The sequence below is a fragment of the Brevibacterium sp. SMBL_HHYL_HB1 genome, from assembly GCF_018208375.1.
GTDB classification, from domain to species: Bacteria; Actinomycetota; Actinomycetes; order Actinomycetales; family Brevibacteriaceae; genus Brevibacterium; species Brevibacterium intestinavium.
Genome location: NZ_CP062936.1, coordinates 645,008 through 661,111 on the forward strand (window position 1 = coordinate 645,008; position 16,104 = coordinate 661,111).

The window sequence follows — 16,104 nt, forward strand, 5'->3', positions numbered from 1 at the left end:
TGTGCTGTGCAGACAGCTCGTCCTCACGGCGAACACGACTTTGGGAAGAGAGAAAGCGTTGGAGAATCTGACCCTGGCATCGCACGTCGATGCCATCAACTGGAACCGCGTCGTCGATCCTATCGACGATGAGGTGTGGGATCGTCTGACCGGGAACTTCTGGCTGCCGGAGAAGGTCCCGCTGAGCAACGACATCCAGTCCTGGGCGACCCTGACCGATGACGAGAAGACGCTGACGATGCGCGTCTTCACCGGTCTGACCCTGCTCGACACGATCCAGGGCACCGTCGGCGCGATCTCGCTCATCCCCGATGCGGTCACCCCGCACGAGGAGGCCGTGCTCACGAACATCGCGTTCATGGAGAGCGTGCACGCGAAGTCCTATTCGTCGATCTTCTCCACACTGTGCTCGACGAAGGAGATCGACGAGGCCTTCCGCTGGTCGCGTGAGAACACCTATCTGCAGTCGAAGGCCGACATCATCATCAGCTACTACCGGGGAGATGATCCGCTCAAGCGCAAGGTCGCCTCGACGCTGCTCGAGTCGTTCCTCTTCTACTCCGGCTTCTACCTGCCCATGTACTGGTCTGCCCACGCCAAGCTGACCAACACGGCCGATCTCATCCGTCTGATCATCCGCGACGAGGCCGTGCACGGCTACTACATCGGCTACAAGTACCAGAAGGGGCTCGAATCGCAGTCCGAGGAGCGCAAGCAGGAGCTCAAGGACTACACGATGAATCTCCTGTACGAACTCTACGAGAATGAGGTCGCCTACACCCACGATCTCTACGATTCGGTGGGGCTGGCCGAGGACTGCAAGATGTTCCTCCACTACAACGCCAACAAGGCGCTGATGAACCTCGGCTACGAGACGATGTTCCCCAAGGAGGTCACGAAGGTGAATCCGGCCATTCTTGCGGCGCTCTCGCCCGGCAGCGATGAGAACCACGACTTCTTCTCCGGTTCGGGATCGTCCTATGTCATCGGCAAGGCCGAGAACACCGAAGACGACGACTGGGACTTCTAAGACCCTTGATCTAGCTCGGCCCTGAAAAGGGCTGGTGAGAGGCCCGGAACTGCGGTTTATCGCAGCTCCGGGCCTCTTTTCGTGCCTTTTCTCACCAGACAGAGGAGGACAGAGATGAACACCAGTAGCCGTCCGATGGGGCACGCCGGGGGCACGCGCGTACCTGCTCAGTGGAGGCGGGGCGACACGCCAAGCGGAATTCGGGATCGGCGTGCCCTTGATGTCGTGCCCCTTCGTGCCCTCCGCAGCTTCGAGACGGGCCGAGAACCCGCAGGATCTCGCGGATTCCTCCCTCCGTCGGGAGCGAAGGGCACGGAGGGGCACGGCGGCCCGCTCCCGTCCACGAGCGTCCACCGGAGGGCATGATGAGCACGACGAAGAAGGAGAACAGCGCGGGCAAGCGCGAGGCGTAGGGCAGGCTGCGGAAGCTCCCCTCCGGCCGCTGGCAAGTCCGGTACCCCGGACCCGATGGGATCACCTATACGGCCCGCACCGACGATGACAAGCCGCTGACGTTCTTCACGAAGACAGACGCGCGCACGTGGCTGGCGTCGGTGCATACCAAGATCGCCCGCGGCGAGTGGGAGCCGCCCGAGGTGCGTGCCGCTCGTCTTCGCGCCGAGGCCGAAGCGGAGCAGGCGCGGTTGATCGGGTTCGCCGAGTACGCGAACCGGTGGATCGAGCAGATCCGCACACAACCGAACCGCAGCGGCAAGAAGCGCGCGCTGGGAACGGTGCGTTCCTACAAGAGCAAGGTCGACGGCTACCTGATCCCCGAGTTCGGCGACACCCCAGTGAGGGCGATCGACGAAGCGCGCATCCGCGTCATGACCGACCGGCTCGACGCGATCCCCTCCCCGCTGAACCCGAAGTCCAAGTTCAACGGGGTCACCCGGCCGGTGCTTGTCGTGCTCATGATGATCCTGCGTCAGGCCGCTCGCGACGGAGTCATCCCGGCCGCGCCGAGCATTTCCGTCCCGAAGCAGGAACCCGTTCGACACGACGCGGACCGGGATGAGCTCGACGACGTGGCGGCCCCAGAGCAGGTCGAGGCTCTCTACGAGGCAGTCCCGCAGCCGTGGGCGATCATGGTGCTGTTCGCCGCCTGGTGCCAGCTCCGTCGCGGCCAGTGCTTGGGACTCCAGCGTCGCGATATCGAATGGCACCCAGATGGCACCGCAACACTGCACGTGCGCCGGCAGCTGAGCGCCAACAGCGGCGATTACACGGGCAAACTCAAGAGCGACGCCGGCAAGCGGTCGCTCAGCATCCCGGCGATCATGCACAAGCGTCTTGATGAACATCTCCGAGAAAACGTTGCTCCCGAGGCAAAGGCCCCGCTGGTTCCTGCTCATGCGCGAAACAGCGTGCCGCTGTCGAACACCCGCTGGGGATACATGTGGATGGACGCCCGCGAATCCGTCGCCGGACTGGCGCCGCGGTTCCGTTTCCACGATCTGAGGCACACCGGCCTGACGATATTCGCCCAGGAGGGCGCGACGCTCGCCGAGCTGATGCGGCGCGGCGGACACTCCGACATCCGCGTCGCGTTGCGCTATCAGCACGCCACGATGGGTCGCGACCGCGAACTCGCGGACCGGACGAGCAAGCGTGCCGCCGCTCGGATCGCTGAGGCCATGTCGCCGCAGGATGAGCCCGATTCGGACAGTGATGGACACCTGTGAGGTGAACGCGTCTCAGAGCCTGAAGGAGAATCATGGTCCATCGCAGTCGACCCGCTCCGTCCGACCAGCAGATGATGTCGCTGGCGGAGACTGCCGAGTTGCTCGGCGTGTCAGTCGAGACGCTGAGGCGACGCATCTCCGACGGAACAATTCATGGCTACCGCGTCGGACGTCTCATCCGCGTCGACCTGAACGAGGTGCGCGAGCGACTGCTCATCGAGATGCCCTCCGTGAAGGGAAGGGACTGCTGAAGGTTTGGTTGACTCCTGGGTTTATGCCGCCAGGGCGACGGCCTTTTGGTGAACAAGCTCGTATTCAACCGGGGTCAGTTTACCCAAACGTCGCTGTCGACGCTTCCGGTGATAGGTCCGCTCGACCCAGTGGACGATCGCTGTGCGCAACCTCGCTCGCGTGTCCCAACGGCCCCGATCGAGGACGTTCTTCTGCAACACGGCGAAGAACGATTCCATCGCCGCATTATCACCAGCAGCACCGACCCGACCCATCGATCCGACGAGCCCGTAATGCCGTAGAGCCTGCTGGAACTTCCGAGAACGAAATTGCAAGCCGCGATCCGAGTGAACGACACACCCGGCAATCATTCCAGACCCGCCACGACGGGCCTCAGCATCATCAATCGCCGCCACAGCCAGGCGAGATTTCATTCTCGAATCGATGGCATAGCCGATGATTCTGTTGCTGAACACGTCCTTGACCGCGCACATGTACAGCTTGCCCTCACTGGTGTGGTCTTCGGTAACGTCGGTCAGCCACAACTCGTTGATTGCCTTGGCAGTGAAGTCGCGTTCGACGAGGTCGTCACACACTGGCGGGCCGGGCTTCTTGCCGTGTTTCCGGGCTCGTTTGATCGTGTGCGAGAACAACTGCTGCTGCGAGCACAATCGCCACACACGACGCTCTGACGTCTGCAGACCCGCGGCGTGGAGTTCATCGGCGATGAACCGGTGCCCGAACTCGCCGGTCGTCCGTATGAACGTCGTAGGCGGCATTGATCAGATGTGCCTTGTCCCAGTCCCGAGCTGAGACCGGATGAGCGCACCACTTGTAGAACCCCTGCTTGGTAAAGCCGAGCACCCGACAGGTCACTGCCACCGGCACCCCGGTGGCAGCAAGGTCACGGTACCGGCGGGTACATCATTTTGGGTGATGGCCACCGAGCTTCAAGTTCGCTTGCGAGAGGTACGCTGCGGGCTCGCGGAGGATCTTGTTCTCACGCTCGAGCTCGCGAATGCGTTTCAGCGCTGCCGCCTGGGCGCGTGACTCCTCGACATCACGGGAGGGCTCGAGTCCGTGCTCGCGTAGCCGCGAGTCACGCACCCAGGCCTGGAGAGCTGACTTCGAGATACCGAGGTCGGCACACACCTGCTTCTGGGTCATTCCATCGTCCAAGAGCTCGAGCGCTGATTGCTTGAACTCATCGGTGTAGATCTTTGGCATGACTTCTATCCTTCCTGGAATTTATCCAGTCGTGAAGTCAACCAAACCTTCAGCAGTCCCACAGGATCGCCGAACCGTGCCGAACGAAGATGAGCTTCACGCAGTCATAGGCAACCGGCCCCACCGAATGTAGGATCGAGCGGGTGCGGGCCAGGACTGGCAGAAACCGCTCGCGGCCAGGGCCGTTTACCATCCGCACCGGTCGGCCCTGATCTGCAGAGCGAGCACTGTCTTGACGTTGTCCGCCCTTGGCGTCGAGAGCAGAGTCCACGCCGCCGATATCATCGTCTTTTAAGCGCCGTGAATGAGTGTTCTGACCCATCGAGCCGATCAGTCGTCGAGCAGGGGGTTGTACTTCATGCTCAGGCTGCGTTCGAGCCCGGCGGCTCCGGCCAGGAAGATGAGCGCCAGGTTCGCCCAGCCCGATAGCGTCAGTGCCGGGACCTCGAACGACGGCAGTCCGATGAGCGGCGTCAGGTTCCCGGCGAGGTTGACCAGCTGGGGAAGCTCGATCCCGAGCACGGCCAGTAGGACGGCGAGCGAGATCCAGCCGACGACCCGGCTCGCGGTGGGGTGAGCGTGACCGATCCGCGCCCGCCATGCCTCGGCCGTTCCGTCGGCCGGCGGAAGCTGCACCGTGTCGCCGGCTTCGCCCTGTCGCAGTCGGACGTACTTCATGCCGACCTGAGCGACCGCGGCCTCGATCCGCGCGCCACCGCCGATGTGGAACGTGGCACGCCGGCGAGCGGTGTCGACCAGTCGCCCGTCCTGGTAGAGGCGGATGCGCTCGTCCAGGTCGAGATAGTGAGCGTCGACGACGTAGGTCGACCCGTTGTGCTCGGTCTCGAACCGGCCCCGCACCAGCCCCTCGGCTCGCCGCAGCGGCCGCAGCACCGCGGGGTCATGTGTCATGGCCAGCCTCCGTGCCGTTCGCCGTGTACTTGCCGAGCCCGCAGGCCAGCGCCGCGTCTAGGACCCGGTTGGCCTCGTCAGACCCGAGATGGCCGTGCAGGACTTCAATCGCGAGCCCTCCGGCCGTCGCGAGCAATCCATCAGAGAGCGTCTCCGGGGACGTGGTGCCGGCTGCTTCCAGCTCGGAACCGGGCCCGCGTAAGACGAGCGCTACCTGGTCGATCAGCAGCCTGCGCAGCTCTGCGTGCCCCTCCAGCAGGGCCCGCCCCAGCGCCGGCTCGGTGAGCGCCATGGTCTCAAACATCGTGACCACACGGAGGTCTCTGAAGTCCTCGGGACTACGCGGGATCATCGTGCGGAGAAGCGCCGCGACCACCTCCGCAGGGCTCGGCTCGACTGCCGCGAGCGTCGCCTCCACACGAGAACGCGCCCTATCCTGCACAGTATCGAAGCAGGCCTGCACTAGGCTGGCGCGGTCGGTGAAGTAGTGCTGGACCCGTCCTGGGGACACGCCCGCGGCAGCGGCAACCCGCCGGAACGTCAGCGACTCGACGCCCCCCTGCTCGACCGCCGTGCCCGCTGCGTCGACTATCGCCTGCCTGATCGCATCGTGATCGCGTCCGCGCCCTCGCGCCACAGCCCATCTCCCATCTTTCACCAATGCGATACAAGTGTATCGAAGTGGGTGCGCGGTGTCCACCGCCCTCAAGCAGGCGCATGACGGTAACGGGGTCGACATCAGCGCTGTACGGTCTTGGCGATTGCACAACCGCGGGAACGACCGGCCGCCAGGCGCTGTGTCAGCGGTCGGCCACGGCCGACCCTCGCGGCCCTGTCGCGAAGGACGCCGGGCATTGAGGAGCCGCGAAGCCTGTCACATGATCTTCTTGACTCCCGGGATCGTGCGCACGGCGGCGGCGAGCAGCCAGCAGGCCGGTACTGCCAGGAGGAACAGAACGCCGAACTCCGCGATCGCCGGAGCCGTGACGTCCCGGAGCATCAGCGCAAGGCCGACCAGGATCGCGGGATGAATGACGTAGACGGTGAACGCGTTCGCCGACAAGAACCTCCGGATCGGTCCGGTGCCCGGCGCGAGTCGTCTGAATATCACCAGAACTACCACACTGAGCCCAGCACCGAGTGCGGCCGTGAGGACTCCTGCCGCGACGGCAGAGACACGAGGGTCCGGCGACATCATCCCAGGCGCGAGCACTGCAAGCGTGAGCGCAGACAGGACTGCGCTCATCGCGGCGACTGAGGTGGGCACACGTTCCAGCCATCGATGCCGGGACGCGAGCACACCAGCGGCAAACATCAACGCGTACTGCGGAAGGAAGGACGGCGTCGGCAGGCCTACGACCGGCCAATGAGTGCCGTCGGGAACGATGAGCCGCCAGGCCGCCCCCGTTGCAGCCATGACGGCCATTAGCGCGAGGAGCTGGCCGACGGCAACTCCGGGTCGAAGTTCGGATGCGGCGTCCCGGACAGGACAAGGGGTTCCGCGTGCGGCGCGGTAGATGGCGTAGATCAACGAGAGCACCAGCAGCACTTCGAGGAACCAGGCCGGTCCCGCATCGATGGTGCGCAGGTAGTGCAGAGCGTAGGACGGCCGGTCCGAGTCGAGTAGCCAGGAGTGGAAGTTGGCAAGCGGGCGCACGATCAACACAAAGCCGAGCAGCGGGAGACCAAGACGGATGAGCCGATCCCGGGCGAATGCGCGCGGACCGTGTCGGTCGACCGACACGCGAACGAAGTATCCCGAGAGCAGGAAGAACAGGCCCATGAACCAGGTCTGGTTCAGCACAACCAGCGCGTCCAGCGCATAGGCCGAGGGATCCTGCGGGGGCTCGTTGTAGAACCAGACGGGGATGTTCCCATAGGTGACCGCGCAGTGGTGCGCGATGACCAGGACGGTCACTGCCACCCGGACCGTGTCGATCCACGGCAGTCGCGGACGAGCGGCGGCCTCGGCGTGGTGCGGCCGCCGCAAGTTCGGTTGAGGCTCTCCATGCATCAGATCGGCATCCTGTCTTTCACGTGCGGTGAATGGTCGCGGCATAGCCGAGTTGGCGCGGATTGCTGTGGCGTAAGCAGACGACCCTGCAGGGCTTTACCCGCCGAGGTCCAACCTCGGTCTGGGGGCTGCTGGCTTGCCCTTGAGCGCACCCACAATACTACGATACAGTCGTATCGCTCAGAGTGTGAAATCGATGAGGCTGGCCCGGGCGGAGACCGGCCTCAGAGTGCCTCCCATCCGGGAGGAGATCTAGTCCCGGAAGCCATGTCCTCAGGTGAGCTGGCTGCCGATTTTGACTCCGCGGACACGCTGCTGAGAACGGCGTCTCCACCGCCGCACAACGCTATTTCGCCGAGCAACAAGATAGGAACCCGATGATCGCTACCGAAGGCTCTGACTATCAGCTTCGCGTGCCGGACGGAGAACTCCACATCCGGGACTTCGGAACGGGCACCCCTGTCGTGCTGCTGCACGGTGGGGCACTCGACAGTCGGATGTGGGAGGAACAGATCCCCGTGCTGACTCGGGCGGGGTACCGCGTGGCAGCATTCGACGCTCGCGGCCACGGTCAGTCCACGTTGCCGACCACACCCTTCAGGCAGTGCGACGATGTCGCGGCGATCGTGCGGCACCTCGACGACGGGCCTGCCGTGCTGGTCGGCCTGTCGATGGGAGGCGCTTCTGCCGTCGACACAGCACTGGAGCACCCGGGCCTGGTCCGGGCTGTTGTCGCCGTTGGCTCCGGCACGACTGAGCCGGCCTTTGCGGACCCCTTCGTACTGCGAATTTTCGAGACCTGGCAGCACGCGCAGGAGAACAACGACATCGAAGGCTGGCTCGATGCCTTCCTGCTCTTCGCTGCCGGCCCGCACCGCGGGCTCGACGAGGTGGATCCGGAAGTCGTGAGCCGTATCCGCCGGATGGCACATAACACTGTGCTCGCCCACGCTCGCCCGGAGGCGGTGCAGCCGGAGCATGTGGTGGGATCCTGGGAGCGGCTCGGGGAGATCGCGGTGCCGGTGCTCGCTATGCTCGGCGAACTTGACGCGTCCGATCACCGGGAGATGGGCATGCGTCTGGCCTCCTCCGTGCAGAAGGGGCGGAGCAAGGTGATCGCAGGCACTGCACACTACCCGCCGATGGAGCAGCCTGACGCGTTCAACCAGGTGCTGCTGGAGTTCCTGGGCTCCTTGACCTGACCAGCTGTCGGCTGGGGAGAATCTTCGGGCCCAGCGCCGGCCTGCTCGTTGTCGCCGCAGTGCTCGCAGGAATGCCGTACTTGGTTCTCAAGACTCTGTGGATTGCCAGGTTCCTGATTCAGCGTCGTCTCCGCGCGGGCCGGGCTCCGAGGCCAACGACCTGCGCCACATCGTCGGCAACGCGGTGTCGATCGCTCTGGTGCTGCTGTCCTTCTCCACGGCATTCACGTACCTGCGCTGGCGACTCCGTGTCAGCCCCCATATCCTCATTCGCCTCGCCGAGCGCTCCATTCACTGCCCAGCTCGGGCGGGTCGGGATCTTCCCCGACCGAGCCAGCATTATCCGCCTCGTCGGTGCCGTTCTGGCCGAGCAGCACGACGAACGGGTAGAAGGCCGGCGCTAGTTAGGATTCGACGTCCTCGCACGCTCCCAGTCCATCGACGCCGCCGTCGTCGAGGAGGTGAGTAAGCCCGAACTCCAGGCCCTCACGGTCTGACCGACACGTCCAACCGAGGGATCCACCGCGTACACCACGCCCCCGGACTTGGCCTCTCAAGGCTCACGTTGGAAGCCCGCGAGCCCGGCTCACACGAAAGCGCTTGCCGGGTCATCGCGGCTACCAAGCGGATTGCCAGCCCCCGGCTGAGAACTCAGAAGCCCTGGTTCTCATCCCCCTTGGAGCCGTCACGCGTCTTGCAGACGAGGCCCACGCTGTGTCTGATCCGCGCCGTCGGTGGGGCTGCTGTCGCTCACCTGAAGGTTGAGGAGGCAGTGACGGTGACGGTTTCGATGCGGGTGATGAGCGCAGGCGACGGCTATAAGTATCTGCTGCGCACGGTGGCCGCCGCGGATGGAGACCGATCACTTTCGACCCCTCTGACGAGGTACTACGCGGAAGCAGGGAACCCGCCGGGACGCTGGCTTGGCAGCGGAGTGCATACCCTCGGCAGCGGCGAGCTACATGAGGGCGACGAGGTCTCCGAAGCACAGCTTCAGCTGCTGGTCGGGATGGGCCGCGACCCTCTCACCGGTGAGCCGCTGGGGCGCGCCTATCCGGAGTACCGATCCGTGTCTGAACGGATCGATGAGCGGGTCAAGGACCTCGACTCTTCATTTGGCCCCATAGAGCGTGGCCGCGAGATCGCTGTCATCGAGGCGGAGGAGACCGCGCGGGGCTCCCGGCGGGCGGCGGCGGGATTCGATTACACGTTCTCGATCCCGAAGTCTGCGAGTGTGCTCTGGGCAGTGGCTGACGCCGGCACACAGGCCCTGATAGCGCAAGCGCATCATGCGGCGGTTGCGGAGATGGTTGCGTTCATCGAACGGGAGGTTGCAGCCACCAGAGTCGGTGCAACCGGCCCGGACGGTGCGGTTGCGCAGGTCAACGTCACAGGCGTTGTCGCGACCGCGTTCGATCACTACGACTCCCGGGCCGGTGACCCGCATCTGCACACGCATGTGGTGATCTCGAACAAAGTGCAGACTGCCCAGGACGGCAAGTGGCGCAGCCTGGACGGGAGGCCGATGCACGCCGCGACCGTCGCCCTCTCGGAGCTGCACGAGGCGGTGTTCGCCGACCACATGACTCGCGCCTTCGGGCTCGGATGGGAACAGCGCGACATGGGCCGCGGCCGCAACCCCGCGTGGGCGATCACCGCAGTACCGGAGAAACTGGTGGCGGAATTCTCCACCCGCTCCCGCCACATCGAACCGGAGAAGAACCGTCTCATCAACGAATACGTCGAGCGCTACGGACGGCAACCCTCGACAGCGACGATCCTGAAACTCCGCGCGCAAGCCACCCTCGCGACCAGGCCAGAGAAAGAGGTCCGCTCACTGGCGGACCTCACCCAGGAGTGGCGCTCCCGAGTCAGCCGTCTACTTGACAGGGACGCCACATCATGGGCGCGGGAATCCACAGCGAACGACAAGCCCCTGCTGTTGTGGGCCGATGATCTTCCACTGGATGCCGTCACCGAGCTGGGCCAGTGGGTGGTCGAGGTCGTCGGTGAGAAGCGCTCCACCTGGCGGCGATGGAACCTCACCGCCGAAGCGGCACGGCAGACCATGGGCTACCGGTTTGCCACCACCCAGGATCGAGAGGCCGTGGTCGGCATGGTGGTGGACGCAGCCGAACAGGCGTCGCTGAGACTGACCCCACCGGAACTGGCGACCAGCCCGGTGCTGTTCCGCAGACCAGACGGGTCCAGCGCCTTCCGGCCGAGACACTCAACGGTGTTCTCCTCCGAGCAGCTCCTCACCGCCGAGGACCGACTGCTGCAACGCTCCCGAACCACGACCACCCCAACATGCCACTGGCAGCGGAGGAGAAAGCCACGTCCAGGCCAGACCGGGACGGCCAAGTGCTGGGAGAGGACCAAGCCGCAGCGCTGGCCGCGGTCGCTGTCTCCGCACGCACCGTCGACGTCCTGGTCGGCCCGGCCGGCGCGGGCAAGACCACCGCGATGAGCGCACTCCGGAAGGCATGGGAAGCCGAACACGGCAAGGGATCCGTGGTCGGGCTGGCACCGTCAGCTGTCGCGGCCCAGGTGCTCGCGGATGATCTCGGGATCGCCACGGAGAACACCGCCAAGTGGTGGACCAACCACCAGCTCCACGGCACCACGTTCACCCGCGGGCAGCTCGTGATCATCGACGAAGCCTCCCTGGCAGGCACGCTCTCCCTGGAGCGCATCACAAAGTTCGCCGTCGACGCCGGCGCGAAGGTCCTCCTCGTCGGCGACCACGCGCAGCTGCAATCCGTGGACGCGGGCGGCGCCTTCACGCTCCTGGTCTCGGACCGCGACGACGCTCCCGAGCTCCTCGATGTTCACCGATTCGCCCACGAGTGGGAGAAGACCGCGTCCCTGGGGTTGCGGCACGGCCACACTGTGATTCGCCCCGGGAATAATGGAGACAGTGAAGCCGAGGAAAGGACTTCCCTGTCATGCCCCAAAAGAAGTATCCCCTCGAGCTTCGTGAACGAGCAGTGCGCATGGTCCGCGACGCTCTCGAAGCCGACCCTGGTGCCCGCCGCGGCATCTTCCGCCGCATCGGTGACCAGCTCGGCGTGAACCCAGAAACACTGCGGTCCTGGGTCAACCAGGACCAGGTCGATGCCGGCGACCGGCCCGGCACCACCACCGCTGAAGCCCATCGAATCAAAGACCTCGAGAAAGAGAACCGGGAACTGCGCCGAGCCAATCAAATCCTGAAGTCGGCCTCGGCTTTCTTCGCGGCGGAGCTCGACCGCCCCTCGAAGTAGTCTGCTCCTACATCGACGAGCACAAGGACGAATTCGGAGTCGAGCCGATCTGTGCCACGCTGCGTGCTGCCGGCGTGAAGATCGCTCCGAGTACCTACTATGCCCGCAAACAGCGCCCAGCTTCGGACAGGCAGAAACGTGACCAGATCCTGAAAGAGGAGATCAGTACTATCCACGCGAACAACTACGATGCGTTCGGAGCCAGGAAGATGCATATCGTGCTCAACCGCGAACCCGACTCGCATGGTCGCGGGCATGCGGCCCGATGCACGATCGAACGCCTGATGAAAGACCTCGATCTACACGGGATAAGACGGGCGAAGGCACCGAACACTACGAGGTCAGCACCGCGGGAGAACTGCCCGGCCGATCTCGTCGATCGGCACTTCGCCGCCTTCGCTCCTGACCGGCTGTGGGTGGCCGATATTCCCCCGCAAGCGGGAGGTGCCCCCTCTTATGTGCACACGTTCACAGGGTGGGTCTACGTCGCGTTCGTCACCGACGTGTTCAACCGCGAGATCGTCGGCTGGCAGGTCTCGAGATCGTTGCATACCAAGCTGGCTCTTGACGCTTTGCAGATGGGCATCTATCAGCGAAAACGTGCCGGTGGCGACCTGTCCGGGCTGGTGCACCACTCGGACCGCGGGGTCCAATATCGAGCGATTCGCTATGGCGAGGCCCTGGCCGAACAAGACGCCGTCGCGTCTGTCGGGTCGAAGGGCGATTCGTACGATAACGCCCTGGCCGAAGCGTTAAATTCACTCTATAAGGCCGAGCTGATCCGGAACAAGGGTCCGTGGAGGAGCATTGATGATGTCGAGATCGCCACGGCCGAGTGGGTGCACTGGTTCAACACGTACCGGCCTCACGGAGCGCTCGGTGGGGCGACTCGCGCCGCGTTCCGAGCAGACAATTTCAGTGCGCTGCCACGGGTTGCCTAGCTCGTGCACCAGCTGATGAATTCCAAGTAGAAAACTCTCCATCAAACCCGGGGCTTGACAGACCCTGGACTCCCGGCGCCTGCACAACGCCACCGTCCCCCTGTCGGCGAGCTACAACGCGTTCCTCACAGATCACACAGCCAGGTTTCTCGGCGTCTCCTGGATTCCGGTCGACCGTGGTAAGGATCGCGACACCGGATGGGAGATCGACGGCGTGCCCGCAGAGTTCAACGCTGAGGTCTCCCACAGCACGACAGGCTCCGGGAGAGTAGACGGCATCGACGCGACGAGCAACCGCCTCGTCGCCGAATACGTCGCCGAGCACGGGCGCGAGCCCTCGGCCGCAGCGGTAGCCCGATTGCGGCAGCAAGCGACCCTGGAGACCCGGTCCGAGAAGGGACTGCACTCGCTGGCCGATCTCACTAAGAAATGGCGCACGCGCGCGACCGCCCTACTGGGAGAGGAGGCAACGACCTGGGCGCAACACCTACTCTCCCTCGGAGCGTCGGAGGCGCCATTGCGTGCGGACGACGTGGCGGTCGACCGGGTCGTCGACATCGCCGCCGTCGTGCTAATGGAGGTCGTGAGCCGGCGCTCGGTTTGGAACCGGTGGAACATCCGTGCCGAGTCCATGCGCCAGCTCATGGGCGTACGTTTTGTCTCTGCCGCAGACGGCGCTGCACCGACTGCGGTGTCGGGCCGTACGTCTGCCGTGACCACCGTTCGCACAGTGGGCCGAGACCGCAACTCGAACCGTCGGTCATCGACGGTACAGTGCGCCGAGTCCGCGCACCCTGGGCGCAGTCGCGTTCGGGGCCGAACCGGTTGGTTCGGAGGCGCCGTCAACTGGACCATTGACGCCCTTGGCGCCGTTGACATGGCAGGCCCTCCCAGTACTATGTGAATCATCCCGGTTCCGGAAGCCGACAGGATCGTGCACCGCCACGAGCAAAGGAGAATGCGATGAGTTCTCAGCTGGAATCGTTCGACCCGGAAGTGCCGCAGTCGGACAGGGAAGAGGAAGCGGTCGAGACCGTCTGGTCCGATTCGGACATCGATGAACTGCCGGCCGACCCGCCGGCGGTACGTGCTGTGCAGGAGGCGAGTCCCGAGGATGTCGCTGAGCAGCAGATCATCGTCGAGTTCGACGAAGAGTCCGACCGCGAAGAGTGACAGGTGCGATCGTCCCAGAGACGACAGAGCCCGGCATCACTGCAGGCGAACCTGCTTGATGCCGGGCGGCGAAGTGGCTGTCGCGGAACTCGCGCTGCTTGAAACCCAGCAGTGCGAGTCCCGCGTCAGTTCATCAGTGCTCTCAGGCTGCCATCGGCGTGATCTCACGCAGTGACGAGCCCGTGAACAGGACGATACGACCGGTTGCGTCACTGATCGTGACTTCTCCGGTGTCTCGAGTGCTGATCTTCGGATCGATCAGTCCTGCGTGCTCAACAGCACGCTGGACCCATTGTGGGAACTGAAGCATCGGTTCCCTCCTTTCTCTTTCGGTGCACGATGGATGCATCAACGCAGTCCATCGGCTGTGTGGTCGAGACGGTGGCGGGACAGCCACCGTGGTCGGCGTCGAACATCCGCAGCTGTCAGGTGTTCGCCGGCCGAAGCATCGCCGCAGTGTGGGTTGATCCTAGACGGCGGGGGATATGCGAAACGAAGTGAGACAGTGTCCGTGGCCAATCATCTGCAAGCCGAACTCGATCCTTCGCCTGCCGACTCGGCTGATCAGACGGCGCGATAGGCGAACCTCAGAGTTCGATGAAGCCGGACAACTTCGAACGCAAGTCAATAGTCTAACCCAATGCTTTCGAAGAAGTCAAGACAATATCGAGATCCGTCGTCGAGGTGGCACAATCGTCGGACGAGGTCGTTTGGTCTCGGAACATCTGTCGAAGGAGCAGTGCAGCATGGCAGATACAGGCTCAGAACAGAGCGGTCAGCTCAGCGTCGGAGAAGTGCTCGAACGGGACCACCACCGCATCGACGGATACTTCGAGGTCTTCGCGAAATCTCTGCGGGAGGACGGACCGATCGACACCGCGGCCTTCGCGACGGGAGCTGCAGGCCTGCGCCACCACATCTATGTCGAAGAGGTTCTCCACTTCCCGGCGACGATCTGCTCACCGATGACCTCGGGGAGGAGATCCTGACCACCTTGGCCGATCCGAACATCCCGGAGGGCTGGACCTGCGAGATGTCGGGACGGAGCTGAACCGACTCAACGGCCGCCTCGGCGCAGGTCCTGCTGTCGCAGCGGGCCCAGCAGTCCCAGCCGGTTGCTCCGTCGCACTCAATCGGCGTGGCCGCGTCCTGGACGGTCCGGCGGTCTCACCGACCCATACGTCGACGCAGGCGCGCCCAGAACACGGCCGTGAGGACCAGCAGGACGATACCGGCGGCCAGAAGCCCCAGAGCCAGGGGGTTGTCGAGGGCCGCGGCCAGCGACCGGGCCGGCAGCGAGGACGTCTCCGTGCCGCCCGACTCCTCGGCGGTGACCGCAGGCGTCGCGTCCTCGACGGCACCGCCGGCATCACTCGAGCTGCCCGAGGCGGTGGGGTCCTCCTCGGCGGTGGCTTGGAGCCCGACCGGGACGGTCTGCAGGGATTTCGGATCCTTCTGCGCGAAGTCCCATTCGAGCAGATCGACGGCCGCCTGCCTGGAGCTGTTGTCGACGCCGAGCATCGTGGCCACCACGCGCTGTCCGTCCCGCTTCGCCACGGCCACATAAGAGCCCTTCGCCGCGCGGGTGTAGCCGTTCTTCAGACCGAGACCTCCGTCGACCTGGCCGACGATCTTCGTGTGGTTCTGGATCTCGTAGCCGGAGAACTTCTCCTTCGTCTGCGGGTTCTTGCCGCCCGGGAACTGATAGGTCTCCGTCCCGATGACCTTCATGAGATAGTCGTTCTCGCATACTGCCCACGCCAGCTTCATCAGATCCGCCGCCGTCGTGTACTGGCCCTTCGCATCGAGGCCGGAGGTGTTGACCGCGTGCGTGTCCGTCATGCCCAGTTCCTCGGCCTTCGCGTTCATCAGCTTCACGGCCTTGTCCTGACCGCCGGCGGCCCGTCCGAGGGCGTGGGCCGCATCATTGGCGCTGGACATGAGCATCGCATGGAAGAGGAGGTCGATCGTGTACTCGTTCTCCTGCATGAGGCCGACCTTCGTTCCGTCGATCTCCATGTCCTCGTATTCGGCCTCGATCTTCTTCTTCCTGTCATCGAGCACATCGACGAGGGCGAGAGCGGTGAGCAGTTTGATCGTCGAGGCCGGGGCATGACGCTCGTCGATGTTCTCCGCTGCGTGCAGATCACCCGAATCGAGGTCGCCGACCAGCCACGATGGTCCCACCGGTGCCGGCGGCTTCGCACCATCGCCGAGGTCGTCCGGTGAGACGTAGGCCTCCGCGGTCTTCTCATCCGCCGGGGTCGTCGCCCACGAGGCGGTGGGGGAGAGGACCAGCTGAGCGGCGACGAGGACGAGAGTGAGGACGGCGCCGAGGACGGGCGCGATGAGTGAGGAAGCATCGGAGCGGGTGGAACGCATGCGCTTCAGTCTACTTTCGTGTCGACTCGTCGGTCCTCAGG

15 protein-coding genes, 3 pseudogenes and 1 other annotated feature are annotated in these 16,104 nt (G+C 64.5%); of the genes and pseudogenes, 11 read left to right on the forward strand and 7 right to left on the reverse strand.

Annotated elements, in window-relative coordinates:
* Positions 1-58 precede the first annotated feature (58 nt).
* The 3 genes from nrdF to IG171_RS02980 all read left to right on the forward strand — a co-directional run bounded on the left by nrdF (position 59) and on the right by IG171_RS02980 (position 2,966).
* The gene (nrdF, locus tag IG171_RS02970; RefSeq protein ID WP_212129772.1) at positions 59-1,030 is read left to right on the forward strand and encodes a class 1b ribonucleoside-diphosphate reductase subunit beta; all 972 of its coding nucleotides are present in this window, start codon (positions 59-61) and stop codon (positions 1,028-1,030) included.
* Between the two features lie 554 nt (positions 1,031-1,584).
* Complete coding sequence (locus tag IG171_RS02975) at positions 1,585-2,715, forward strand: site-specific integrase (RefSeq protein ID WP_249204008.1); 1,131 nt, start codon at positions 1,585-1,587, stop codon at positions 2,713-2,715.
* Between the two features lie 32 nt (positions 2,716-2,747).
* On the forward strand, positions 2,748-2,966 hold the full coding sequence (locus tag IG171_RS02980; protein ID WP_212129773.1) for a helix-turn-helix domain-containing protein: 219 nt from the start codon (positions 2,748-2,750) through the stop codon (positions 2,964-2,966).
* A 21-nt stretch (positions 2,967-2,987) separates the two neighbouring features.
* Here IG171_RS02980 and IG171_RS02985 read toward each other — a convergent pair.
* The 5 genes and pseudogenes from IG171_RS02985 to IG171_RS03005 all read right to left on the reverse strand — a co-directional run bounded on the left by IG171_RS02985 (position 2,988) and on the right by IG171_RS03005 (position 7,003).
* Positions 2,988-4,173: pseudogene (locus tag IG171_RS02985) on the reverse strand (IS3 family transposase).
* A 49-nt stretch (positions 4,174-4,222) separates the two neighbouring features.
* Positions 4,223-4,495 (reverse strand): hypothetical protein, encoded by a 273-nt coding sequence (locus IG171_RS18995; protein ID WP_249204010.1) that lies wholly within the window; start codon positions 4,493-4,495, stop codon positions 4,223-4,225.
* A gap of 8 nt (positions 4,496-4,503) precedes the next feature.
* Positions 4,504-5,085: a hypothetical protein gene (locus IG171_RS02995; protein WP_212129775.1), complete on the reverse strand. Its 582-nt coding sequence runs from the start codon at positions 5,083-5,085 to the stop codon at positions 4,504-4,506.
* Positions 5,075-5,503: a TetR family transcriptional regulator C-terminal domain-containing protein gene (locus tag IG171_RS03000; RefSeq protein WP_249204011.1), complete on the reverse strand. Its 429-nt coding sequence runs from the start codon at positions 5,501-5,503 to the stop codon at positions 5,075-5,077. Before IG171_RS03000 ends, IG171_RS02995 begins: the two co-directional genes overlap by 11 nt.
* 456 nt (positions 5,504-5,959) lie before the next feature.
* Positions 5,960-7,003 (reverse strand): acyltransferase, encoded by a 1,044-nt coding sequence (locus tag IG171_RS03005; protein WP_212129778.1) that lies wholly within the window; start codon positions 7,001-7,003, stop codon positions 5,960-5,962.
* Between the two features lie 473 nt (positions 7,004-7,476).
* Here IG171_RS03005 and IG171_RS03010 point away from each other — a divergent pair, with 473 nt between their 5' ends.
* The 7 genes and pseudogenes from IG171_RS03010 (at position 7,477) to IG171_RS03040 (ending at position 13,681) form a co-directional block, all read left to right on the forward strand.
* Positions 7,477-8,301 carry an alpha/beta hydrolase gene (locus tag IG171_RS03010; RefSeq protein WP_212129780.1) on the forward strand — a complete coding sequence of 275 codons (825 nt, stop codon included), beginning with the start codon at positions 7,477-7,479 and terminating at the stop codon, positions 8,299-8,301.
* A gap of 311 nt (positions 8,302-8,612) precedes the next feature.
* A pseudogene (locus IG171_RS03015) lies at positions 8,613-8,702 on the forward strand (transposase); the annotation flags it as partial.
* Positions 8,703-9,091: 389 nt separating this feature from the next.
* Positions 9,092-11,187, forward strand: a pseudogene (gene mobF / locus IG171_RS03020) (MobF family relaxase); the annotation flags it as partial.
* A gap of 110 nt (positions 11,188-11,297) precedes the next feature.
* Positions 11,298-11,567: a transposase gene (locus IG171_RS03025; protein ID WP_212128223.1), complete on the forward strand. Its 270-nt coding sequence runs from the start codon at positions 11,298-11,300 to the stop codon at positions 11,565-11,567.
* Positions 11,528-11,656 (forward strand) — a sequence feature (AL1L pseudoknot). (Overlaps the previous gene by 40 nt.)
* Entirely contained in the window at positions 11,615-12,508 is an 894-nt protein-coding gene (locus IG171_RS03030) for an IS3 family transposase (RefSeq protein ID WP_249204278.1), read from the forward strand. Its footprint overlaps the feature before it by 42 nt.
* Positions 12,509-12,572: 64 nt before the next feature.
* On the forward strand, positions 12,573-13,412 hold the full coding sequence (locus IG171_RS03035; protein ID WP_212131503.1) for a relaxase domain-containing protein: 840 nt from the start codon (positions 12,573-12,575) through the stop codon (positions 13,410-13,412).
* Between the two features lie 59 nt (positions 13,413-13,471).
* Positions 13,472-13,681 (forward strand): hypothetical protein, encoded by a 210-nt coding sequence (locus IG171_RS03040; RefSeq protein WP_212129782.1) that lies wholly within the window; start codon positions 13,472-13,474, stop codon positions 13,679-13,681.
* 142 nt (positions 13,682-13,823) lie between these two features.
* On the opposite strand, the gene IG171_RS03045 is transcribed toward IG171_RS03040, so the two are convergent.
* Positions 13,824-13,991, reverse strand: coding sequence for a hypothetical protein (locus tag IG171_RS03045; RefSeq protein WP_212129784.1), 168 nt, complete (start codon positions 13,989-13,991; stop codon positions 13,824-13,826).
* A gap of 436 nt (positions 13,992-14,427) precedes the next feature.
* On the opposite strand from IG171_RS03045, the gene IG171_RS03050 reads away from it, so the two are divergent.
* A complete protein-coding gene (locus tag IG171_RS03050) occupies positions 14,428-14,670 on the forward strand; it encodes a hypothetical protein (RefSeq protein ID WP_212129786.1) in 243 nt (80 codons plus the stop codon).
* A 178-nt stretch (positions 14,671-14,848) separates the two neighbouring features.
* Here IG171_RS03050 and IG171_RS03055 read toward each other — a convergent pair whose 3' ends face one another.
* Positions 14,849-16,063, reverse strand: coding sequence for a serine hydrolase (locus IG171_RS03055; RefSeq protein ID WP_212129788.1), 1,215 nt, complete (start codon positions 16,061-16,063; stop codon positions 14,849-14,851).
* Positions 16,064-16,104: the final 41 nt, after the last annotated feature.